Source organism: Flavobacterium movens (assembly GCF_039581425.1).
GTDB classification, from domain to species: Bacteria; Bacteroidota; Bacteroidia; order Flavobacteriales; family Flavobacteriaceae; genus Flavobacterium; species Flavobacterium luteolum.
Window position 1 is genome coordinate 203,555 of the sequence record NZ_JBCPXY010000005.1, and the last position, 23,067, is coordinate 226,621.

Here is a 23,067-nt window from a genome sequence, read left to right on the forward strand (position 1 = left end):
CAAAACATAATTCGTTTCCAATTTATGTTTTCGGCGTATATTCTAAATTATGATTTTGAAAAATGCAGAATAACTTTATTCAAAATATCAGCCGCTACAGATTCTTTTGATTTCAATTCCATTGGTTCTATTTCAAAATTTTTATCAATAAAAGTTACTTTATTGGTATCTTTTTTAAAACCGGCACCTTTATCTTGTAAGGAATTTAAAACAATCAAATCTAAGTTTTTTTTCTGAATTTTCAACTTAGCATTTTCAATTTCATTTTCAGTCTCCAATGCAAAACCAATTAAAAACTGATTTTTTTTGATAGCACCCAAAGAAGACAATATATCTTTTGTCTTTTCCAGTTCGATCGAAAACTCTTCTGTATTTTTCTTAATCTTTTGATCTGCTACAAATTTCGGTCTGTAATCTGCAACAGCTGCGGCCGCAATTGCGGCATCAACTTCATTAAAATACAGATGGCAAGCATCATACATTTCTTGAGCAGAAACAACATCAACCACTTTTATCAAACTATTTTTAGTCTTAAAATGAGTCGGACCTGCAATTAAAAATACTTCTGCTCCTAAGTTTGCCGCTTCATTAGCAATATCAAATCCCATTTTTCCAGAAGAATGATTTCCAATAAAACGTACAGGGTCTATCGCTTCGTATGTCGGACCGGCCGTAACTAGTATCTTTTTTCCTTTCAAAGGCAGTTTACTCTCCAAATCGGCTTCTAGAAAAGCAACAATATTCTCAGGTTCAGCCATTCGGCCTTCTCCAGACAAACCACTTGCCAATTCTCCGCTTTCAGCAGGAATCATAATATTTCCATACTGCTTTAACGCAGCAAAACTCGATAAAGTTGAAGGGTGTTTATACATATCCAAGTCCATTGCAGGTGCAAAATAGACTGGACATTTTGCCGATAAATAGGCCGCAATTAAAAGATTATCACAGTTTCCCGTTGCCATTTTAGATAAAGTATTGGCAGTCGCAGGCGCAACCAACATTAAATCGGCCCAAAGCCCCAATTCAACGTGATTGTTCCAAACTTCATCTTCATCATCTTGATTAAAGAAACTTGAATGTACTGGATTTTTTGATAAGGTTGATAATGTAAGTGGGGTTACAAAATCCTTAGAAGCAGGTGTCATGATCACTTGGACATGTGCACCTGCTTTTATAAAAAGTCGTACTAAAGTGGCTGTTTTATAGGCTGCAATTCCACCGGAAACACCCAGTAAAATCTTTTTCCCGTTTAAAACTGACATTGTACTATTATTTGTTTGAACTTCTGTGGTAAGTTTTACCGTCTAACCATTCTTGAACAGCTAAAGCGTGTGGTTTTGGTAATTTTTCGTAAAATTTAGAAACTTCAATTTGTTCTTTATTTTCAAAAACTTCTTCTAGACTATCATTGTAAGTAGCAAACTCTTCTAATTTTTCAGTCAATTCTTTTTTAATCTCTGAATTAATTTGATTTGCTCTTTTAGCCATAATGGTAATTGCCTCATACACATTTCCTGTTGGCTCTTCAATAACTGTTTTATTGTAAGTTATTGTGTTTACAGGAGCATTCGTCTTTTTTAAATCCATGACTTTATTTTATTTAGTAAATTTTTGTAAATCTGTTTCAACTCTGGCATTCATCTCGTCTGCCTTTTCTTTATACTTTGTATCGCTTTTAAATTTCATCAAATTAGCATAAGCCGCTTGTGCAACATGTAAACGTTCTTCCATTTTTGAAGGAATACTATTAATTGCCAGTTGATATGCTGAATCATATTTATAAAACAATGCATCTTCTTTTAAAGGTGTTCCAGGAAAATCAGCGATAAAATTATCAAAAGCAATTAATGCCGATTTATAATCTGAAATGGTATTATATCCTTTAGCGTTTTCGTATGCTTTTTTCTCTAATTTACCATTCAGTTTCTGCACAGCCTCATTTGCCTGAGGGATGTATTCTGAATTTGGATAATTATCAATAAATGCTTGTAATTTTTCTAATGCTTTTACAGTATCTGCTTGATCTAAACTGTAAACTGGCGACAACTTAGAATAGCTATAAGCTCCTAAGAAAGCAGCTTCCTGCACTTTTTCACTTCGCGGATAACCTGAAACAAACGCTTCAAACTGATAGCCAGCCAAATAATATTGTTTTGTTTTATAATACGATTGCGAAAACATGTAAAACAGCTTTTCTGCCTGAGGTTTTCCTCGGTAAGAAGTTGCTAATTGCTCAAAAAGACGAATCGCTTTTGTGTATTTACCGGCATCATACATTTTTGTTGCCATTTCAAATTTTGCTGCAACATCTTCATTTTTCAATGCTTTTTGATATTCTCCACAAGAATAAAAAAGAGTTACAACAATTAATAGCGATAGTATTTTTTTCATTTTCTTACTGTTATTACAATCTCAGACAATTAATTATGCCAAAGTGAAATCGCACCGAAGTTTCGATGGCAAATTTAGTTATTAATTTAGCTACTGCAAAATAATTTTTTAGTATCTTAAAATACTAACACTTTAACAATTATTTAATGCTGTTTTTTACAAAGTCATTTAGTCTTGTTGCAAGAGATTCATCAACAGAAACCAATGGTAGACGAACAGTATTCTCAGCAATTCCAAGGGCTTGGAAGATTTGTTTGATTCCCGCTGGATTTCCTTGCTCAAAAATCATATCGATACTGTCTGACAAAAAGTAATGTGTTTTGTAAGCGTCCGTTGCTTTTTTATTCAATCCTAAACGAATCATTTCTGAAAATTCTTTAGGAAAACCTTGCCCAATTACCGAAATAACGCCAGCTCCTCCCGCTAAAACGATCGGCAATGCCAGCATATCATCTCCAGAAATCACTAAGAAATCTTTTGGAGCATTTTTAATAATCTGCATAGCCTGAGCCATATCTCCAGCAGCTTCTTTAATAGCTACGACATTTTTAAAATCATTAGCCAAACGCACCACTGTTGAAGGAAGCATATTGCTTGCCGTTCTTCCTGGAACGTTATATAGGATTACTGGAATTGGAGAAGCTTCAGCAATCGCTTTAAAGTGCTGATAAATTCCTTCCTGAGTTGGTTTATTATAATAAGGTGAAACAGACAATATCGCTTCAAAAGCAGAAAAATCTCTTGTTTTCAACTCTTCTACAATCTGCATAGTATTATTACCTCCCACTCCTAAAACTAGAGGCAATCTTCCTTTATTCACATCGATTACAGTCTTTATAACCAATTCTTTCTCTTCTGCTGTAAGGGTTGCATTTTCTGCTGTTGTTCCCATTACAACAAGATACTCCACTCCACCATCTATAGAAAAGTTTACAACTCTCTGTAAAGCTTCAATGTCAACTGAAAAATCTTTTTTAAATGGCGTCACAAGTGCAACACCAGTACCTATCAATGATTGCATATTAATTATTATAATTTATTTTATATTTTTTAAATACCTAAACAATTCTGAAATGAATAGTTTATAGCTCCCTAATTCTGTATTAATCACTAAACGGTTTAATTTTTGATCTACAGCCGAAAATCCGACTTTAAATTTAGCTTTTGACTTGTTTGTGATGGACATTAAAAAGACATTTTCAACATCGTAATAACTCAGCAAAAGATCAAATTCTGATTTTACAAATTCATTTAAATATTCTTCTATAATTTCACCTTTCCAATCGATATGTTTTTTACCAAAAGTCGGACGAAAATAGGTTTCTTTTTCCTTAAATCTTTCTCTGTAGGCAAGAACTTTTATATTTTCTAAAGCAATTCCGTGGAGCGTTAACTCCTTAATTAGTGCTTCTGAATTTTCAAAAGTGCTTTCATCTATCAATAAACCAATTGTTTGAACGTTTTTAGCTAATACTCCGCTTTTTTCATTATTTAAATTAACATTTAATGATTTTTTTACAAAAAATTCCTTTATATAATTTAAAAACATAGTACTTTTACTAGATTACAAAATTAATTATTTAAGTTGCATTTAAAATGGTAAAACTAAAAAAGTATAACGGATTTTTAAAACTTTTTGTTATATTCTTAACACTTTTTTCAATCTCTTCTTGTAGCACTAAAAACTACAATTTAACTAAAATTGAAGGAAAACAACTTCCAGTTACCGAAAAGACTGGAGAAACTGCTGAAATTGAAAACTTTATTAAACCTTATCGCGATCATATTAACAAGGATCTGGACAATGTATTGGCGTATTGCCCTGAAACTCTTGACAAAAGCACCGGAAAGTGGCAAACTGGCATTGGAAGCTTAATGGCAGATGTTTGCGTGCAGAGAGGAAACATTGTTTTTAACGCTAGAGAAAAAAAAGATATTGATATATGTCTTTTAAATCATGGCGGTATTCGCGCTATTTTGCCAAAAGGAAATGTTACAACCAGAACAGCTTTTGAAATTATGCCTTTTGAAAACAGTTTGGTTGTTTTAGCTTTAAAGGGCGATCAGATCTTAGAAATTGCGGCTTACATTATTAAGGAGAAAAAACCTCAGCCATTGTCTGGAATGACTTTTACTATTACAAAAGATAATAAAGCAAAAGATCTCATGGTACAAGGCAAACCGCTTGATCTAAACAAAACGTATTACGTTGCTACAAACGATTATTTGGCAAATGGAGGAGACAGCATGACTTTCTTTGCAAAAAGTACTCAAAAGTTTGATTTAAATTACAAATTAAGAGATGTACTGATTGATTATTTTAAAGAAGTAGACACAGTGGTTGCTCCTAAAAATATCAGAATTACAGAAGAATAAAAAGGGTTCGCCACGAATTACACAAATTCGCACAAATTAAAAAATTCTTTAAAAAAAATAATTCGTGTTAATTCGTGAAATTAGTGGCTAGAAAAAAAACATTAAACTACATAGCCTCTGGCAAAAAATATATAAAATGAAAAGAAGAGAGTTTATCGAAAAAACAGCAGCGAGTACTGCCCTATTAAGTTTAGGATTGTCTTTGAGCAGTTTTGAAAGTAACGATATTAAGCATCTAACAATTCTACATACTAATGATGTGCATAGCCACATTGATCCTTTTCCTGCTGATGATCCCCGCAATCCGAATAAAGGAGGCGTTTCTCGCCGTGCAACATTAATTGAAGCTATCCGTAAAGAGAACCCAAATGTTCTTTTATTGGATGCTGGAGATATTTTTCAAGGAACACCATATTTCAATTATTATGGAGGTGAATTGGAATTTAAATTGATGAGCATGATGAAATATGATGCTTCAACAATTGGAAATCATGATTTTGACAATGGTCTTGACGGATTATACGCTCAGCTTCCGCATGCAACTTTTGACTTTATCAACTCTAACTACGATTTTAAAAACACGGTTATGGACGGGCATGTTAAACCGTACAAAATCTTTAATAAAAACGGAATTAAAGTTGGAGTTTTTGGTGTCGGAATTGAACTTCAAGGTTTAGTAGATAAAAAATTATACCTTGAAACAGTTTACAACAATCCTGTTGAAGTTGCTCAGGACATGACGAAATTTTTAAAACAAGAACAAAAATGTGATTTGGTAATTTGTCTTTCGCATTTAGGCTACAAATACAAAGACGAGCCAAGTAAAATAAGTGATTTAACATTTGCTGCACAAACTCAAGATATTGATTTGATTATTGGCGGTCACACGCATACTTTCTTAGACAAACCTACAATCGTAAAGAATAAAGCAGGAAAAGATGTACTGGTAAATCAGGTGGGATGCTACGGAATTAATTTAGGTCGTATCGATTTCTATTTTGATAAAGACAAAGCTTACACAAACCAAAGCGCAACTATTGTTGTATAGTCTTTCTTTGAATTCTAGCTTTTTCTAAAAAGTATTCTACCATAAAGAAATAAGCTAGAATTTGAGTTGTATCTCTTATTAGGACTAGAACAACCGAATACGAGAAATACTCATTAAAAATGTAAAAGATATCAGAGAAAATATAGCTTATTGCCATTAGCGACATCAGCAAAGCCATGTGTGTTCCTTTTGTAATGTAACTAACGAAGCAAAAATAACTCAGTACGCTCAAAACAATTCCGTATACAGTATAAAGCATAATAAATTTTCTCATGCTGTCAAGCTGTAAGCTTAAAACAGAGATTAACAAGTAGACAATAAAAACAACTACGATAGAAATAGGCAAAATATCCCTTTTGGTTAATTTTATTCTCTCGTGTTCCCGAATAAATATGGTCACGATTAAAACATAAACAATCAGAAAACTCAGTACTCCTCCTATTTCAGAGCTTTCAATATCCATCAAGTCATAAACCTGGCCAACAAAACAGAAGAAAAAAATTAAACCTTCTGTTTTTTTTATTTCGAACTCACTGCTGATTAGATAATAAATAAAAATCGCAGGAAGAACAATTGCTTTTGCGTATGTCGCAAAAAAATCCTGTCCTGTCCAATCAAAAATGATGGTACAGAACAATGCCAGGAAGAACAAAATTAATGATGGTTTATTAGGCTTCATTCAATTTGTTTATAAAATCTTCTTCAGACAATATGGTAATATTTAATTTTGTTGCTTTTTCCAGTTTTGCTGGTCCCATATTATCTCCCGCCACTACAAAATCTGTTTTTGCAGAAATTGAGCTTCCTACTTTTCCTCCGTTATCTTCGATGGCTTTCTTTAGTTCGTCTCTAGAAAATTGACTAAAAACGCCAGAAACCACAAAAGTTTTTCCAACAAATTTATCAGTAGCATTTGGGTTTACTTTTTCTTCAATTTCAAATTGAATTCCATAACTTTTTAAACGTTCAATAATTTTTTTATTTTCTTCATTTTCGAAGAATTCGATAACACTTTTAGCAATTCTTTCTCCAATTTCATCAACTAAAACCAAATCCATCAGCGAAGCCTGACTCAAAGCATCGATATTTTTATAATGTTTTGCAAGTTTTTTAGCCACAGTTTCTCCTACAAAACGAATTCCAAGCGCAAACAAAACACTTTCAAACGGAATTTCTTTTGATTTCTGAACTCCATTTACCAAGTTTTCTGCCGATTTCTGAGCCATTCTTTCTAAATGCAGAATGTCTTCTACTTTCAACTCATATAAATCAGCATAATTGTGCACTAATCCATTTTTAAACAATAAAGCAACAGTTTCTCCTCCAAGCCCTTCGATATCCATCGCTTTTCTTGAAATGTAATGCTGGATTCTTCCAATAATCTGCGGAGGACATCCGTAAAAATTAGGACAATAATGATTCGCTTCTCCTTCGTTTCTAATCAATTCCGTTTGGCATTCAGGACAATGCGTAATATAATGCGTTTTTTCCGAATCTTCTGGACGCTTGTCTAAATCAACCGCTATAATTTTTGGTATAATCTCTCCTCCTTTTTCAACAAAAACAGTATCATTTATTCTGATATCTAATTTTTCAATCTGATCGGCATTGTGAAGAGAAGCTCTTTTTACAATAGTTCCAGCAAGCTGCACAGGTTCTAAATTGGCAACTGGCGTTATTGCTCCGGTTCTTCCAACTTGATACGAAATTGATTTTAATTTGGTTGAAACCTGTTCTGATTTGAATTTATAAGCAATTGCCCAGCGTGGAGATTTTGCAGTATAGCCTAATTCTTCCTGATGCTGAATGCTATTCACTTTGATAACCACACCATCTGTTTCGTATGGAAGATTATGACGGTGAACATCCCAATAGTCAATGAAGTCAAAAACTTCTTGCATGCTATTGACTAATTTTGCTTCTTTTGGCACTTTAAAGCCCCAGCTTCTAGCTAGTTCTAATCCTTCAAATTGCGTTTTAAAAGGCAGGTTGTTTCCTGTTACAAAATAAAGCAAACACTCAAGCGGACGCTTAGCAACCTCAGCGCTATCTTGTAATTTTAAACTTCCTGAAGCCGTATTTCTTGGATTTGAATATGGAGTTTCTCCAATTTCGATTAATTCCTGGTTCATCTTTTCAAAACCAGCAAATGGAAGAATAATTTCTCCTCGAATATCAAACTTATCTGGATAATTTCCTTTTAAATGCAAAGGAACTGATTTTATCGTTTTAATATTGGTTGTTACCTCATCTCCCTGAAAACCATCTCCGCGGGTTAATGCCTGAACTAATTTTCCGTTTTCGTATGTAATGCTTATTGAAGCTCCATCATATTTTAATTCACAAGTATACTGCAAACTAACATTTCCTAAAACTTTCTGAATACGGTTTTCCCAATCTAAAAGATCTTCTTTAGAATAAGAATTATCTAAAGAATACATTCTGTATTGATGTGCAACTGTTTTAAAGTTTTTGGTTACAGTTCCACCTACTCTTTGCGTTGGTGAGTTTTCGTCAAAAAATTCTGGATGCTTGTTTTCTAAATCCTGAAGCTCTTTCAGCTTAATGTCAAAATCGTAATCTGAAATCGTGGCATTGTCTAACACATAATAATTATAGTTGTGCTGATTAAGTTCATTTCGTAATGTTTGAATGGTCTCTTGAATGCTCATAAATAGTAATATATTGCAGATTATTGTGATGAAAAACTGAATATCAAAATTAGAATTTATTTTTGTTCAAATGCAGAAAAAATAAAAGTTTTAGAAAATCAAAAATCAGACTGCAAATTCATGCAGCCTGATTCTCTCCTTGTCCATTATTCTTAAAAAAGAATTAAAAAAACCAACTTCCAAATGGTTTCGACGTTTTATATTTTAAACTGAAAATCAATATCTTACAGCGAAAATATAAAATTATTTTTGAATAATGATAAAGTCTGACCGTCTATTTAACAAATGTTCTTCTTCGGTACATTTTACCCCATTTTTACATTTATTAATTAAACGAGTCTCTCCATACCCAATGGCACTTTCAATTCGAGAAGCATCTATGCCTTGCGAAAGAATATAATCTCGTGTCGATTTTGCCCTATTGTCTGAAAGTTTTAAATTATATGCATCTTTTCCGCGTGAATCTGTGTGAGATTCAATTTTGATTCTGATGTTTGGAAATTTCTGCATTATAAATACAACCTTAGCTAATTCTTCTACAGCTTTTGGAGTAATATCGAATTTGTCGTAGTCAAAATAAATTGGGTTAACATCTACTTTTTCTACTCCTTGTTTTTTCACAACCAAATCGTCGTAATTGCTTAATTCAAAGTTTACATCTTTTATTTCGCCACCATTTTGCTCTGTTGTTTCTACAGTTTTGTCATCACTACTGTAATTTGGTTTTGCTGCAATCATTTTGATTACTTTGTTACAAGGAACTTCAATGGCATACTTACCGTCAAAATTTGTTTTGGTTTCACCTAAAACTTCGCTAAAAGAGTTGTACGCCATTATGGTAACATCGGTCAAAGGCTTTTTGGTTTTATGATCGATAGCCATTCCAGATATACTTTGGTTACAAATTGGTTTTCCTTTTACAAAAGAATAGATATCATCATCACCTTTTCCTCCTGCTCGATTTGAAGAAAAATAGCCATAAGCATCTGTTTTGTCAATTATAAAAGAAAAATCGTCTTTATTGCTGTTGATAGGCGCTCCAAGGTTTTTTGGCACTGAAAAAGTTCCGTCTGCCTGAAGCTTACTTTCGTATACATCCAGATCTCCCCAGCCATAATGTCCATCAGAAGAAAAGTACAAGACTCCGTTTTGGAAGAATGGAAAAACTTCATTACCAATTGTATTGATATTTGGCCCTAAATTCTGAGGCGAACTCATAGTCCCATCTGCCGCAATTTTTACCATATAAAGATCAGTTTCACCTTGCCCTCCAGGCATATCTGAAGCAAAGAAAAGCAGTCGTCCGTCTTCACTTAATGCGGGATGCCCTACGGAATAATCATCACTATCAAAAAATACTTTCTCTGGATTTTCTAATTTATTATTAACGATCGAGCCTTTAACAATCTGGAAATTATTGACTCTCGCTTCATCAACAACCAATTTGTTTTTCTTTACAATATTGGTTGAATAATAAATTGTTTTTCCCTGATTATCAAAACTTGCCGTAGCTTCATGATATTTTGTCATTATATTCGGCAGAAAAACTGTTTCGTTAAATAAACTTCCATCTGCTGGATTTCTTTCTGCGATATACAGGTTAAGAAAGGGCTGGTTGTTCCAAGTATACAATTTTTCGCTAAACTTTGTGGTATCGCGAGCCGATGTAAATACTACATTGTCTTTAAAAAATGTAGCTCCAAAGTCTGATTTACTCGTATTAATATCTAAATTTTTAATGGTATATAAAGGTTTTGCCTTTGCTACGCTGTCCATATATTTCTTTTGGGCAACATATCGGTTAATCTCTGCTTTATCACCTTTTTTATCTAAATATTCTTTTGTCATTTTATCTGCTTCATCATAATCCATAACTGCTTTCATGGATTGAATGTAACGCAAATAGTAAATATCAGTCAGATTATTTCCTTGCACTTCATATAATTTTCTGTACCATTTAAGTGCATTTCTAGAATCGGAAATAAAATAGTAGGAATCTGCCGCATTCTTCAAAGTCTGCGCTGATGGATCTTTTATGTTTTGCAAACACTCTTCATAAGCTTTGGAAGCATCCAAATAAGAAAAGCTTCTAAATAGAGCATCAGCTTTCTTCAAATTAGTTTTTTGAGCGAAACTAAACGTAACGCTCAAAATTAAACATAGGATATATAGTTTTCTCATAAGTTTTATTTTTAGAAGAATCGAGGAGATTTAATTTTACTTTGTTTTTGCACAAATTGATAACGCAAGATGAATTCGTGTGAACCATCATTGTATTTGTTCAATTGGCTTACAGTGTAATCAAAAGCATATCCAAGAAAGAAACTTGGTGAAATTTGAAAACCTGCCAGTATGCTTATCGAATCATCTGTTCGATATGCTCCCCCTATAACAAACTTTTCCTGAATCATGAAATTTGCCGATATATCTGCGGTAAGCGGAGCACCACTTACTGCTTTTACTAAAAATGCTGGTTTAAATTTCAAATTTGGATTCAAATCAAAAACATAACCTCCCATTAAATAGTAATGCATACGATCATAATCAATAGATTCACGAACATCGTCATAGTAATCATTCTGAATAAAACTTGGAATCGAAAATCCTACATACCATTTATCTGTATAATAGTAAATCCCTGCTCCTACAGCTAATTTCATCTGATTGTTAATGTTCTGATTTAATAAAACATCATCATTATCATAATATCTTCCTTTAGACCAATCGATGTTTAACATTCTTGTTCCTGCTTTAATACCAAAAGCCAATCTTTTTTCATAACCAAGAGGCAATGAATAAGAAAAATTTCCATCAAGATATAGTTCGTTGGAAGGTCCTATTTTATCATTTACAATGCTTAAACCCAATCCAAGTTTTTCATTTCTAAGTGGAGAATGAATGGAGAATGATTGTGTTTCTGGTGCGCCAGGCATTCCTACCCATTGAGAACGATATAAAAGTGCTGCTTCTATGGTTCCGGTAGATCCAGCATACGCTGGATTTACCGCCATAGTGTTATACATATACTGTGTATATTCGGGATCTTGCTGTGCCGAAGCGCAAACCGTAATAAAAGAACATATTAAAATAAAATATGTTTCTAATGATTTTATATATAGTTTCATAACGATACTTATTTAGTTTAATTAATTAGATGATTAATAGAAGTGGGTTATCTCATGATAGACAACCAGCCTTTTTTAACCGTTCCATCTCCAATGGTTATCACATAAAAATAAGTACCTGTTGGCAGCATATCTCCTCTATTAATTACACCGGATACATTTGCTGTTCCGTTCCAATCATTTTCATAATGTGCTTTACTATACACTAATGCTCCGTATCTGTTGAACACTTTCAACTCGTTGTTTGGATAAGACTCAATACAGTCTATTCTGAACAAATCGTTTTTACCATCATTATTTGGAGTAAACTCATTGTAAACAGTTAAACAAATTGGTTCTAATGTAACTGAAGCTGAATTGTTTGATGCATCAACATCTAAAGGAGTTGAAGTCTCTACAGTTGCTACACTTGTATAAGTACCATTTGGTAAAACTTCTGCCACTATTGTCAATACTACACTCTGACCTGCATTAAGCGTTGGTATTGTCCAAAGCTGTGTTGCCGGATCGTATGTTCCTGATGTTGCAGATGAACTCACTAATTGTAAACCGCTAGGAAGTAAATCACTAACAAGAGTGTTGATAAAATCTCCTTCACCAACATTATTTACAGTTATAGTAAATGTTACTTGATCACCAAAATTTGGAGTTGGATTATCAACTGTATGAGTAATCGTTAGATCTGAACAGCTTGCTACAGTAACATTTAGAGTTTTTATAGTTCTCTCATCACAATTATTAACATAAGCCACCGTTACAGTTCCTGGTCCAATATCTGACCAAGAAACGGTTACAGATCCGTCATTTGTACCTCCGCCAGAAACAATTGTACCTCCGTTAATAGTCCATACATAATTAGATTTTCCATTTGCAATTGAATATGTTACTCCTTTGAATACACATGGAGTATCATCTGTTGAAGCAATTTGAACTGCAGCATCATTTTCGAATGCAATTGTAATTCCTAGTCTTGGTCCGTTATCACAGCCATTAAATGTGTTGGTCAACGCTCCAGCATAATAAGTAGTTGCTGCAAGTGGAGTTGTATTAGCCAATGGTGTTCCACCAGTTGCTGATGCATACCAAACTACATTTGTTTCGTTTACCAAAATATTAGCCAATGTTGGCACTGCAGATAAACAGAAAGTTTGCGTTGTTCTTGGTGTTGTTATCACACTTGGTGAATTTACATTTACTACAACAGCCAATCTAGCTGGATTTTCGCAACCAATCGTACTTGAAACTGCACCATAATATGTGCCTGTTACAAGTGCTGTTGTTGGCGGAATCGCTGTTCCTCCTATTGCTGTACTATACCAAACAACATTTGCTTCGTTTACTTGAATGTTTGCCACTGTTGGCGAATTTAAAGTACAGAAGTTTTGTGTTGTGTTGGCTGTAGTCGGTGTCGCGCTTGGATTAACTACGGTAACAGTTACCTGAAGACGAGTTGAACTTTCGCAACCTATTCCGTCTACAATACTTCCAAAATATACTCCAGAAGCAAGAGCTGTTCCCGCAGGAATTGCTGTTCCTCCTGTGGCAGTTGTAAACCAAGTTACATTGCTTTCATTTACTTGAATGTTTGCAATCGTTGGCGCATTTACAGAACAGAAAGTCTGTGCTGTATTGTTTGTTGTTGGATTTGCTGGATTACCAACCGTTACAGCCACTTGCAATCTTACGCTGCTTTCACATCCTGTTGCTAAATCTTTAATTGCTCCAAAGTAAGATGTCGTTGTTAAAGCATCTGTTGCAGCTAAAGCAGTTCCTCCTACTTGTGCTGTATACCAAACTACATTACTTTCATTCACTTGAAGATTGGCAACAGTCGGATTTGTTCCCGAACAGAAATTTTGTGCTGTACTATTTGTTGTTGGCATTGCAGGATCAGTTACATTCACATCAACTGGTAATCTCGTAACGCTTTCACATCTAGTTAACGGATCTGAAATTGCCGCAAAATACTGGCCCGTGGTTAAAGCTGTTGTTGACGGAATTACTGTTCCGCCTGTTAAAGCTGTATACCAAACAATATTTGCCTGATTGAACTGAACACTAGCAAACGTTGGTACATTAACCAAACAGAAGTTTTGTGTTCCTGCTGTCACTAAAGTCGGTGTTCCCGGATCGCTTACAATTACATCAACTGTCAATCTTGAAGCACTTTCACAGCCTGTCGCTGGATCTGAGATCGCTGCAAAATACTGTCCTGTCGTCAGAGCTGTAGTAGATGGAATCAATGTTCCGCCTGTTAATGCTGTATACCAAACAATGTTAGCTTCATTAGTCTGGATGCTTGCAAACGTAGGAGCATTTGCCAAACAGAAGTTTTGTGTTCCCGCAGTCACCAATGTTGGAGTTCCTGGATCATTTACAATTACATCAACTGTTAATCTCGCGGTACTTTCGCAGCCTGTCGCTGGGTCGGAGATTGCTGCAAAATATTGGCCTGTTGTCAGAGCTGTTGTAGATGGAATCAATGTTCCGCCTGTTATAGCTGTATACCAAACTATATTTGCTTCATTTGTCTGAATGCTTGCAAATGTTGGAAGATCTTCTTTACAGAAATTTTGCACTCCTGCTGTCGCCAAAGTCGGTGTTCCTGGATCATTTACATTCACATCAACTGGTAATCTTGTAGCGCTTTCACAGCCTGTTAATAGATCTGAGATTGCTGCAAAATACTGCCCTGTTGTCAGAGCTGTTGTCGATGGAATCAATGTTCCGCCTGTTAAAGCCGTGTACCAAACTATATTTGCCTGATTGAATTGAATGCTTGCAAATGTCGGAAGATCTTCTTTACAGAAATTTTGCACTCCTGCTGTTACTAGAGTCGGTGTTCCCGGATCGTTTACAATTACATCAACTGTCAATCTTGAAGCGCTTTCGCAGCCTGTCGCTGGATCTGAGATCGCTGCAAAATACTGCCCTGTTGTCAGAGCTGTTGTTGGTGGAATCAATGTTCCGCCTGTTATAGCTGTATACCAAACAATGTTAGCTTGATTACTCTGGATGCTCGCAAATGTAGGCTGATCTACTTGACAGAAATTTTGCACTCCCGCTGTTACTAAAGTCGGTGTTCCTGGATCGTTTACAATTACATCAACTGTTAATCTCGCAGCACTTTCGCAGCCTGTCGCTGGATCTGAGATTGCTGCAAAATATTGGCCTGTTGTCAGAGCTGTTGTAGATGGAATCAATGTTCCGCCTGTTATAGCTGTATACCAAACTATATTTGCTTCATTTGTCTGAATGCTTGCAAATGTCGGAAGATCTTCTTTACAGAAAGTTTGCACTCCTGCTGTCACCAAAGTCGGTGTTCCAGGATCAGTTACATTCACATCAACTGGTAATCTCGTAGCGCTTTCACATCTAGTTAACGGATCTGAAATTGCCGCAAAATACTGGCCTGTGGTTAAAGCTGTTGTCGATGGAATCAATGTTCCGCCTGTTAAAGCCGTGTACCAAACTATATTTGCCTGATTGAATTGAATGCTTGCAAATGTCGGAAGATCTTCTTTACAGAAATTTTGCACTCCTGCTGTTACTAAAGTCGGTGTTCCTGGATCATTTACATGTACTGTTATTTTTGATCTAACTGAACTCTCACAACCTAATAAATCCTTTATAGCTCCATAATAAATTGTTCCATCGACCAATGCTGTTGTTGGATCTAATGCAGTTCCTCCCATATCAGAAAGATACCAAACTACATTAGCTTCATTTGCTTGAAGATTAGCAACCGTTGGTGCATTGATTAAACAGAAATTCTGCGGATTATCTGTGGATGTTGGTGTTGGAGGATCATTAACTATTACAGTAGCCGCTTTTAGCTCTCCGTTTTTATTTTGACATGTATTGTCACTTGTAACAGCCACATAATAAGTAAGAGGACTCATAGCAGGTGTTAAACCTGATATGGTTAAAACTCCCGTAGTGCTATCAACAGCATACGTTACGCCACTTACAGTTCCATTTAAAATTGGCTGTGTTTTATTGGCATCTAAATACCAAAAGAAAACAGGAGTTGGCAACGTACTTGTTGGCGTTAATACTGCATCTGTACTATGACAAATAGAAGCGTTATTTACCACTATATCCGATTCAAGAGAAGTTGGCAAGATTGTAAATGTTATTTGTTTTCTATTTGCCGGTATAGTTTCACAATATTCATCTGAACTAACTCCTAAATAATAAGTATAAGTTCCAGGAGCTAATCCGTTTATTACTAATTTAGATGTTGTTTCACCTGCAATTAACTGGCTTGTTGTTCCATCAAAACTATACCAATGATATACTGGATTCGTAAGAACTGGTGTATTGCTTAAAATCGCATCTAATGTTACTGTTCCTGTTTCAGAGCAAATAATAGTACTATTTCCTCCATTGATAGTTACGTTTGCTACTGCAGATACAGGAGTAGTAGCTCTAACAACTACTGTTACCTCTCCTCTTTCTAAAGCCGCACAACCGTAACGAATTGGCTGAACATAATATTTATAAGTCCCAGCAGGCAATGTAACCGGAATTGTATAAGTTTGACCACTAGCTACAAGATTCCCTCCTGTTGGCGAGTCATACCAAGCGTAATCAGCACACGATTTAGGCGGTACTTGGAGGGTAATATTATCGCCGGGACATACGGTTAATTTATTATCTAAGTCGCTTCCAATGACTTTCGTATTGGTTACACGATCAATAGTATGAACTCTTAGCTGATCTAAAACATTTGCTGCTCCTCCTAAAGTAATCACAACTCTATCATACGGCTGTGTTTGAGGCGCCACAATTGTCATTGCCATAGTATCTCCGGCAAGCAATTTTAAAGTCAACAAAGGACTATTACTTTGTATTGGTGCACCAACGGCAATATTTCCAGAATAAAGTTGAATTTTAAATCCTGAAAGTAAACCAATATTTAAAAGAGTTCCTGGTTTAGAAATTGTAATTCTTAAACTATCCCCAACCATAGATGGTGTTCTAAAAACAGCTGTTAGTTCTGCATCTGCAAGTACACCTACACCGTTAAACATTGTAGCATAAGTAGCGACATCGCGATCTGCCACATTCCATGGATTAGAAACACCTACAGTAGCAGTTAAAGCACCAACGCCTACATCTTTTACGCCAGAGAAAATATCTTCAATATCTCCTTGACCACAAGCTATTTGTGAAACTTGTTTTTTGTAATAAGCATCATAAACATTAATATTTTGTGCCACACCCAAAACTGCTCCTAATTGTACACGAATACCATCATAATCCTGAACGCCCGAAGCATTAGAAGGCACAAATGTGTATTCGAATGAATTTTGACCTGGCAATAAATTCAATAATGAACTTGATACCGATTGTAAAGTTCCAATGTCAATTGGATTATTAGATCCGTCACGTTTAGTACCTATCACAGTAACACTTTGACCAACAGCAATCAGACTATTTTCTAGACCTAATTTTACTGTTACCGGAGTTCCTTTTGGTATAGTGGTTGGCCATTGTAAATTCTGCCATGTAGTTCCAACACCTAAAACTCCTAAGCCAGTCGTAATAGTTGAAAAAGTACTTGGGTCAGCATCTACAGCCAAAGCTCCATTTGTCACATTACCTGTAATAACTGAACCTGACAATTGAGAATTTGCATAAACTCTTTCTAAAAGAGTATCACAAGTCGCAGGATCAATAACGCTAATAGTTACTGTTTGGCTTGTAGTACAAGATCCGTTGCTAGCAACTACAGTATAAGTGAAAACTCCTACTGTATTAAGAGAACCTGTACTATTAGATCCTAAAGCATTTCCTTGTGGATCGTACCAGGTTATAGTTCCGTTTGATGTTGCTGTCAAAGTAACTGATGAACCTTTTGTAACTGCTATTGAATTTGTTACCCCTGTTAAAGTTGGTAATGGAGTTACATTTACGGTAACCGGTACTTTTACTGATGGACAAGCAACACCTGTTTGCTGAGCCTGAATAAAATAATTTCCACTTACTGTTATATTTGCTGCAGCTTGATCTGTAATTGGATTATTGGCTGAATCAAAGAAAGTGTAAGTTACATTTGCATCAAAATTTGTAATAGCATCTTTTAGATTCACTTTAGTACATCCCGCAAATGGGCTTGTAACAGTTAAATTTGAACCAGTTGGATAATTTACAACTACTTCTTTTAATGTCCCATTTACGTTTTCACAAAGTCCTCCATTAGAAACAGATACATAATAAGTATTAGTAGGATTAGCAGAAGTAAGCCCGCTAATTGTTAACGCACCAGTTGTAGGATCTTTTACATAAGTTATTCCTGCCACTGTACCTGTAGTGATTTCTTGTCCTTTATTTTGGTCTGTGTAATATCTAAATGTCGCTCCTGCTAAAGCAGATGTTGGAGCTAGTACAATTCCTCCCGCACAAGAAGCAGTCAAAGGACTCGCAATTGAAATATCTGCATCTGTTGGAATAGACAATACGTTAACAGTAACAGGCTGGCGAACGCTATTAATACAAGTTCCTCCGCGAGTTGCTTCTAAATAATAAATTGTAGTAGCAGTTAATGGAAGAGTTGGGCTAACTGACACAATATTTCCACCTGTAGGAGCATCGTACCATGTAAATGTTTCGGTTCCTGTAGACGTAGCTGCTAATGTTGCCGTTTGTCCAGCACAAATTGGCGTTGCTGCTCCTGTTATTGTAGCATTTGGAAATCTATAAGAAGCTCCATAAATATTTAAAGTAGTTGTTAAACCAAGCAATGCCCCAAATCTAATATCTACCCTATCGAATGCGGCAGTTGTTGGGTAACTCACTTTAAATTTATTTCCTGACAATACTTGTAAATTCAATAAACTATTATTTACCGCAAGCCTTCCAGGATTTTCGACTCCTCCTAAAGAAGTTCCTATACTTACAGATCCTAACAATGCAGCATCAGCAAGACCGCCTGGTAATTCTAATTCTACATCAACAATATCTCCCGCTTGACCAGGTGTTAGGAAATTTAATTCTTGTTGTATGTATGAATTAAGTACTCCTAAAGTTATAGTCAAAGAAGAAAATGTATTTGGGTTTCCATCAACAGCATTAGGTCCGTTAGCGCCATTACATGAAACACACAATATGCCAGGGTCAACAGTTATTGCTTCTGAACTTGGCTGCAAACAAGTACTAACCGTATTGGTTACCATTACATTAATTGCAGCTCTTGAAGTACTTTTACAATCCGATGCAGTACTCACAGCTTCAACATAAAATGTTTTATTTGCAGTTAAAACTGGATTTGGCGTATAGATGTTGCTGCCAGAACCTTGCAAAAGATTTCCTCCTGTTGGAGCATCATACCATAAATAAGAAACCCCTGGATTACTCACAACAGCCAACTGTACATTCTGACCTGACTGAATAATAACATTCGCAGATACAGGAACTGGAGGTGCTGGTCTTGGGTTAACATTTACATTAACCGGTGTACGAGCACTTAAACAAGATCCAATTACCGCTTCGATATGATAAGTCGTTGGAACGGTCAAACTTGGAGTTACAAAAGAGGTTCCTGTAAATACCAAAGTTCCTCCTGTAGCTGCATCATACCAATTATATGTTGTACCAGCAACTGGAGATTGAATTGTTATCGTTGTAGTTTCTCCGCTACATAAATTTGTAGGAACAGTAGAAATCGATGTTGGTGCCACTGGATTATTTACAGTAACTACAACAGGGTTTCTTTCACTATTAACACAACCATTACGAGTTAGCTCAACATAATAAGTTGTATTCGCTGTTAAAGCTGGAGTAGTAAATGAAGCTGTGCTTGCTAATAAATTTCCACCTGTTAAAGCATCATACCATTTAATAGTTTCACCCAAAGCTAGACTAGCATTTAAAGTTGCCGTTTGTCCACTGCAAATTGTAGTATTTCCAGAAACAGTTGGAGCTTGATATCTATAAGTAGCCTGATAAATATCTAAATTAGTTAAAAGACCTAAAACTCCTCCTAAACGAACTTCCACACGGTCGAAGTTAGCACCTGCCTTAACACTTGCTCTATATTTAGTACCACTTAATAACTGTAAAGTAATAAGAGGATTATTAATCGTAACTCTATCATTATTATAAGTTGCACCATTATAGGTTGCTAAACTAATAGCACTTAAAAGCTGAACATCTGCGAGACCTCCCGGTAATTCTAAATCAACATCAACATTATCTCCAGCTTTTCCTGGATTTGTGAATTGTAATGTTTGCTGCATAGATCCTACTACATTAGCAGGAATAGTCAGTCTTGCTGCAGTTGCAGGATTTCCGTCTACGGAAAAATTCGGATTTGTAGCATTACACAATAAACAGACTCCTATTTGAGTAGTTACCTGACTGCTAGCTTCAAGACATCCTCCCGAAGCTGTTGGTTGAACCGTTACAGTTACAGGCACTCTTGTTGCGCTAACACAACCTCCAGTAAGATTAACTGATTCAACATAATAAGTCTTAGTTGCTGTTAAAATTGGAGTTGTAAAAGTATTAGAATTAGCTAATAATTTTGTTCCTCCTGTCGGAACATCATACCAATCTAAACCAACACCTGGTTCTGTAGTCGAAGCACTTAAAGTTGCATTCTGACCAGAAAGTATCGATACGCTTTGTGTTAAAACTGTCGCCAAAGCAGGAACTGAAGTCGACGTAACCGTAACTGGAGTACGGGTCGATTTACAAGTTCCAATTGAAGCTTCTACGTAAAAAGTACTAGTACCTAATGGCACTGTTGGCGTATAAGTACTTCCTGTTGCCAAAAGAGTTCCTCCTGTTGCAGCATCATACCAATTATAAGTTGTACCTAATACCGGATTTATAACAGATAATGTCGTTGCCTGCGTTGCTCCAGCAGAGCAAATAGTTGTACCAGTAGTACTAATGACAGGCACAATCGGCTGAATAACATTAATCGTTACAGGTAATCGCTGATCACTTTCGCAACCAGCATTTCTTGAAGTACTTACGTAATATGTAGTTGTAGCTGTTAAAGCTGGTGTAGTATATGTTCCTACACTCGAAAGTGGTGTAGTTGCTGTTGGCGAATCATACCAAGCCACTGTTGTACCAGTGGCAGCTGTGGCAGAAAGTGCTACAGATTGTCCAAAACACACTGATTGTGTCTCTCCATTTGCAATTGTCGGTTTTGCAAACTGCAAACGCACATCATAAATTCTTAAATTAATCAGCAAACTAACAAGTCCCCCTGTTTGAATTTTTATCTGATTAGCATCTGATGTTAACGTATACTTTACAACATTAATATTATCTCCATTATCTAACAGTTGAAGATTAACTAGTCCGCTTAACGGAACTGCATCTCCTGCAGGAGTACCAGATAACAAAGGTTGCAAAGTCGAATTTGCCAATACCCCCGCACTTATTACAGCACTTCCGTTACCATAATATAGCACAATTTCATCTCCTGCTTTCGCAGTTTGATTAAAGGTTACCGTTTCCTGGGCAAAACAAGCAACTCCCAATGAGTTTGTTATTGTTGCATATGTACTTAAACTGGAATCGTAAGCCAAAGCAGCATTAGTCACTCCAGTAGTACCCAAACAAACTCCACCAATACTGGTAGTGTTTGCTGTTGGTCGGCAAAATGTTTGCGCAAAGTTTTTATTACTCAAAAGCAATAAAAACAATAAAAGCCATACGGCAAATAATCTCTTCTGGATGATGAGATCATAAAAAGTAAATTTTTTTTTCATAATTTGGAAGATTAGAAAATGGACAATAAAACACCTCTTGCAGTAAGTGCACGCACTTACGCAATTAAACAATCAATTAAAAATCAAACAGTTAAAACAAAGACTAGTGACTTATAAAAAAGCCACTAAATTCTGTTTTAGTAAAAAAAATTATGTTGAATTCGGTACATCGAAATATACCGGTGAACTTATTCTATCTCCAAGAGATAAAATAAATTCCGTTTTTTTTGAGGAAAACTGATTGTAGTCAATTTTCCAAGAGGAGTGATTTGTTGCAGGCCTAATTTTCATAATGAAAATTTTAGTTTAAAGTAGAATGGGGATTCTATATATATGTCGATTCGTTCATTAGAAAGTTGATTAGGCATTCTAAATTATCTAGCTATAAAAGCTAACAGGAATCTCTTTATATCCAATAAAATTATTGCTCCTTATAATCAGCCCGCAAAATGGGGCAGCTATAAGAGAGCAAACTAAAATGTAAACCTTTTGAAAAAAAATTAAATATCGTATAACGATTAAAAATTTCGTTGAGATGAAGTAAGCTTAATAGGATAACATATAAAGCTAAAACAAAGTAAACAACTAAAGTAAATTTGATAAAGAAAGTAATTGTCAATTCCATACACAGACTTATTAAGTTATTATTTAATTTTTTTGAATTTCAATCTCAACTTTTCGGGAAAAATAATTTACCCCTCATGTTTAGAAAAAACAAAAGCAAAACTTTGTTTAACTTTTGTTACCTAAAATTAGAAAAAACAAAAACATAAAACAAGCCTAAAATTCTTATAATTTAATCTTAAATCTCCTGTCTTAAAATTACAGGCCTCCTAAAACAGTAGAAAAAACGCTACATTTAACATAATTTTGTCTCCTTTTATTAATTAAACAAAATATTAAACAAAATATGTTAAATCGATTTAAATAAAGTATAATCTTACAATAAGCACAATTTTATCGACAAAATTATCCGTAATGCAGACCAAATACATCTGTTGTTTTTCAAACAAGCATAAATTTTCGAATTCTTTGAAAGATTCAAAAAAAACGCGTAGAAATACGGGGTTAAAATTTATAAAAAAATTAAACAAAAGTTAAAAAACAAAAAATGGCAAACAATTATTATTAATTGCTTGCCATCTTAAAAAGTTATTAAAACTAAATTACGATTCTATAATTGTATTAATTTGACTAAATAATTGACCATCACTTAAAAAAGCCCCTTGTTTAATCAACTCAAAAATCGAAGAATTACGTTCTTCTGTAAATACTTTTTTCCCTACTTTCATTTCAATATTGTCGGTAAACATATTATCGCTTAACCATTGCAGTCCTTCTTTTGTCAAAAAATCAACATCTGAAGAAAGAGATTTCAAAACAATCGATTGGATGTAAGTATCAAAACAATGAAATAAAAATATATGGTTTCTAGAAAAATGCTCTAAATATTCTGCTCTAGTCAATACACCTTCCCAAATTAAATCTGAAAAGACGTCAAGCTCCTGTTCTGCTACTTCTGGTTTATTAACTTTAAGCTCCTCCCACTCTTTTCTATCTATAGCTTGTGTAGCCAAAAAACTTGCAAATTCAGCATGTAATTCATCAAATTGTTCTTTTGTTAATCTTGCGTATTTCATTTCATTTTAGGCTTTATACTATAGCTTTATAGCTATAAGTCTAATTATTAACTATTCTTTCTATATTAAACAAAAAAATCC

The 23,067-nt window shown here is 35.0% G+C and carries 13 protein-coding genes; 2 read left to right on the plus strand and 11 right to left on the minus strand.

Annotation, left to right across the window (positions count from 1 at the left end; translation table 11 throughout):
- Positions 1 to 47: 47 nt before the first annotated feature.
- The 5 genes from coaBC to AAYQ05_RS11245 form a co-directional block, all read right to left on the minus strand.
- The gene (coaBC, locus tag AAYQ05_RS11225; protein ID WP_343543377.1) at positions 48 to 1,262 is read right to left on the minus strand and encodes a bifunctional phosphopantothenoylcysteine decarboxylase/phosphopantothenate--cysteine ligase CoaBC; all 1,215 of its coding nucleotides are present in this window, start codon (positions 1,260 to 1,262) and stop codon (positions 48 to 50) included.
- Positions 1,263 to 1,269: 7 nt separating this feature from the next.
- Entirely contained in the window at positions 1,270 to 1,587 is a 318-nt protein-coding gene (locus AAYQ05_RS11230; protein WP_008463064.1) for a DNA-directed RNA polymerase subunit omega, read from the minus strand.
- Between the two features lie 9 nt (positions 1,588 to 1,596).
- Positions 1,597 to 2,391, minus strand: a complete 795-nt coding sequence (locus AAYQ05_RS11235) for an outer membrane protein assembly factor BamD (protein WP_281632172.1) — start codon at positions 2,389 to 2,391, stop codon at positions 1,597 to 1,599.
- Between the two features lie 139 nt (positions 2,392 to 2,530).
- The gene (gene dapA / locus AAYQ05_RS11240) at positions 2,531 to 3,412 is read right to left on the minus strand and encodes a 4-hydroxy-tetrahydrodipicolinate synthase (protein ID WP_177210010.1); all 882 of its coding nucleotides are present in this window, start codon (positions 3,410 to 3,412) and stop codon (positions 2,531 to 2,533) included.
- A gap of 15 nt (positions 3,413 to 3,427) precedes the next feature.
- The gene (locus tag AAYQ05_RS11245; protein ID WP_343543381.1) at positions 3,428 to 3,940 is read right to left on the minus strand and encodes a DUF6913 domain-containing protein; all 513 of its coding nucleotides are present in this window, start codon (positions 3,938 to 3,940) and stop codon (positions 3,428 to 3,430) included.
- A gap of 47 nt (positions 3,941 to 3,987) precedes the next feature.
- Between AAYQ05_RS11245 and AAYQ05_RS11250 the strand changes: the two genes are divergently transcribed.
- Complete coding sequence (locus AAYQ05_RS11250) at positions 3,988 to 4,767, plus strand: 5'-nucleotidase C-terminal domain-containing protein (protein WP_343543383.1); 780 nt, start codon at positions 3,988 to 3,990, stop codon at positions 4,765 to 4,767.
- A 136-nt stretch (positions 4,768 to 4,903) separates the two neighbouring features.
- Positions 4,904 to 5,815 (plus strand): bifunctional metallophosphatase/5'-nucleotidase, encoded by a 912-nt coding sequence (locus AAYQ05_RS11255; protein ID WP_343543384.1) that lies wholly within the window; start codon positions 4,904 to 4,906, stop codon positions 5,813 to 5,815.
- Here the strand turns inward: AAYQ05_RS11255 and AAYQ05_RS11260 are convergent.
- The 6 genes from AAYQ05_RS11260 to AAYQ05_RS11285 all read right to left on the minus strand — a co-directional run bounded on the left by AAYQ05_RS11260 (position 5,802) and on the right by AAYQ05_RS11285 (position 22,986).
- Entirely contained in the window at positions 5,802 to 6,494 is a 693-nt protein-coding gene (locus AAYQ05_RS11260; protein ID WP_281632168.1) for a hypothetical protein, read from the minus strand. The two genes, AAYQ05_RS11255 and AAYQ05_RS11260, sit on opposite strands and share 14 nt — an antisense overlap.
- Positions 6,484 to 8,487: an NAD-dependent DNA ligase LigA gene (gene ligA / locus AAYQ05_RS11265; protein WP_281632167.1), complete on the minus strand. Its 2,004-nt coding sequence runs from the start codon at positions 8,485 to 8,487 to the stop codon at positions 6,484 to 6,486. The genes AAYQ05_RS11260 and ligA overlap by 11 nt, the downstream gene beginning before the upstream one ends.
- A gap of 243 nt (positions 8,488 to 8,730) precedes the next feature.
- Positions 8,731 to 10,668 (minus strand): OmpA family protein, encoded by a 1,938-nt coding sequence (locus AAYQ05_RS11270; RefSeq protein ID WP_343543386.1) that lies wholly within the window; start codon positions 10,666 to 10,668, stop codon positions 8,731 to 8,733.
- Between the two features lie 11 nt (positions 10,669 to 10,679).
- Positions 10,680 to 11,612, minus strand: coding sequence for a PorP/SprF family type IX secretion system membrane protein (locus tag AAYQ05_RS11275; protein ID WP_343543387.1), 933 nt, complete (start codon positions 11,610 to 11,612; stop codon positions 10,680 to 10,682).
- Between the two features lie 47 nt (positions 11,613 to 11,659).
- Positions 11,660 to 21,346, minus strand: a complete 9,687-nt coding sequence (locus AAYQ05_RS11280; RefSeq protein ID WP_343543389.1) for an Ig-like domain-containing protein — start codon at positions 21,344 to 21,346, stop codon at positions 11,660 to 11,662.
- Positions 21,347 to 22,512: 1,166 nt separating this feature from the next.
- Complete coding sequence (locus AAYQ05_RS11285; RefSeq protein WP_343543391.1) at positions 22,513 to 22,986, minus strand: DUF6495 family protein; 474 nt, start codon at positions 22,984 to 22,986, stop codon at positions 22,513 to 22,515.
- Positions 22,987 to 23,067 lie beyond the last annotated feature (81 nt).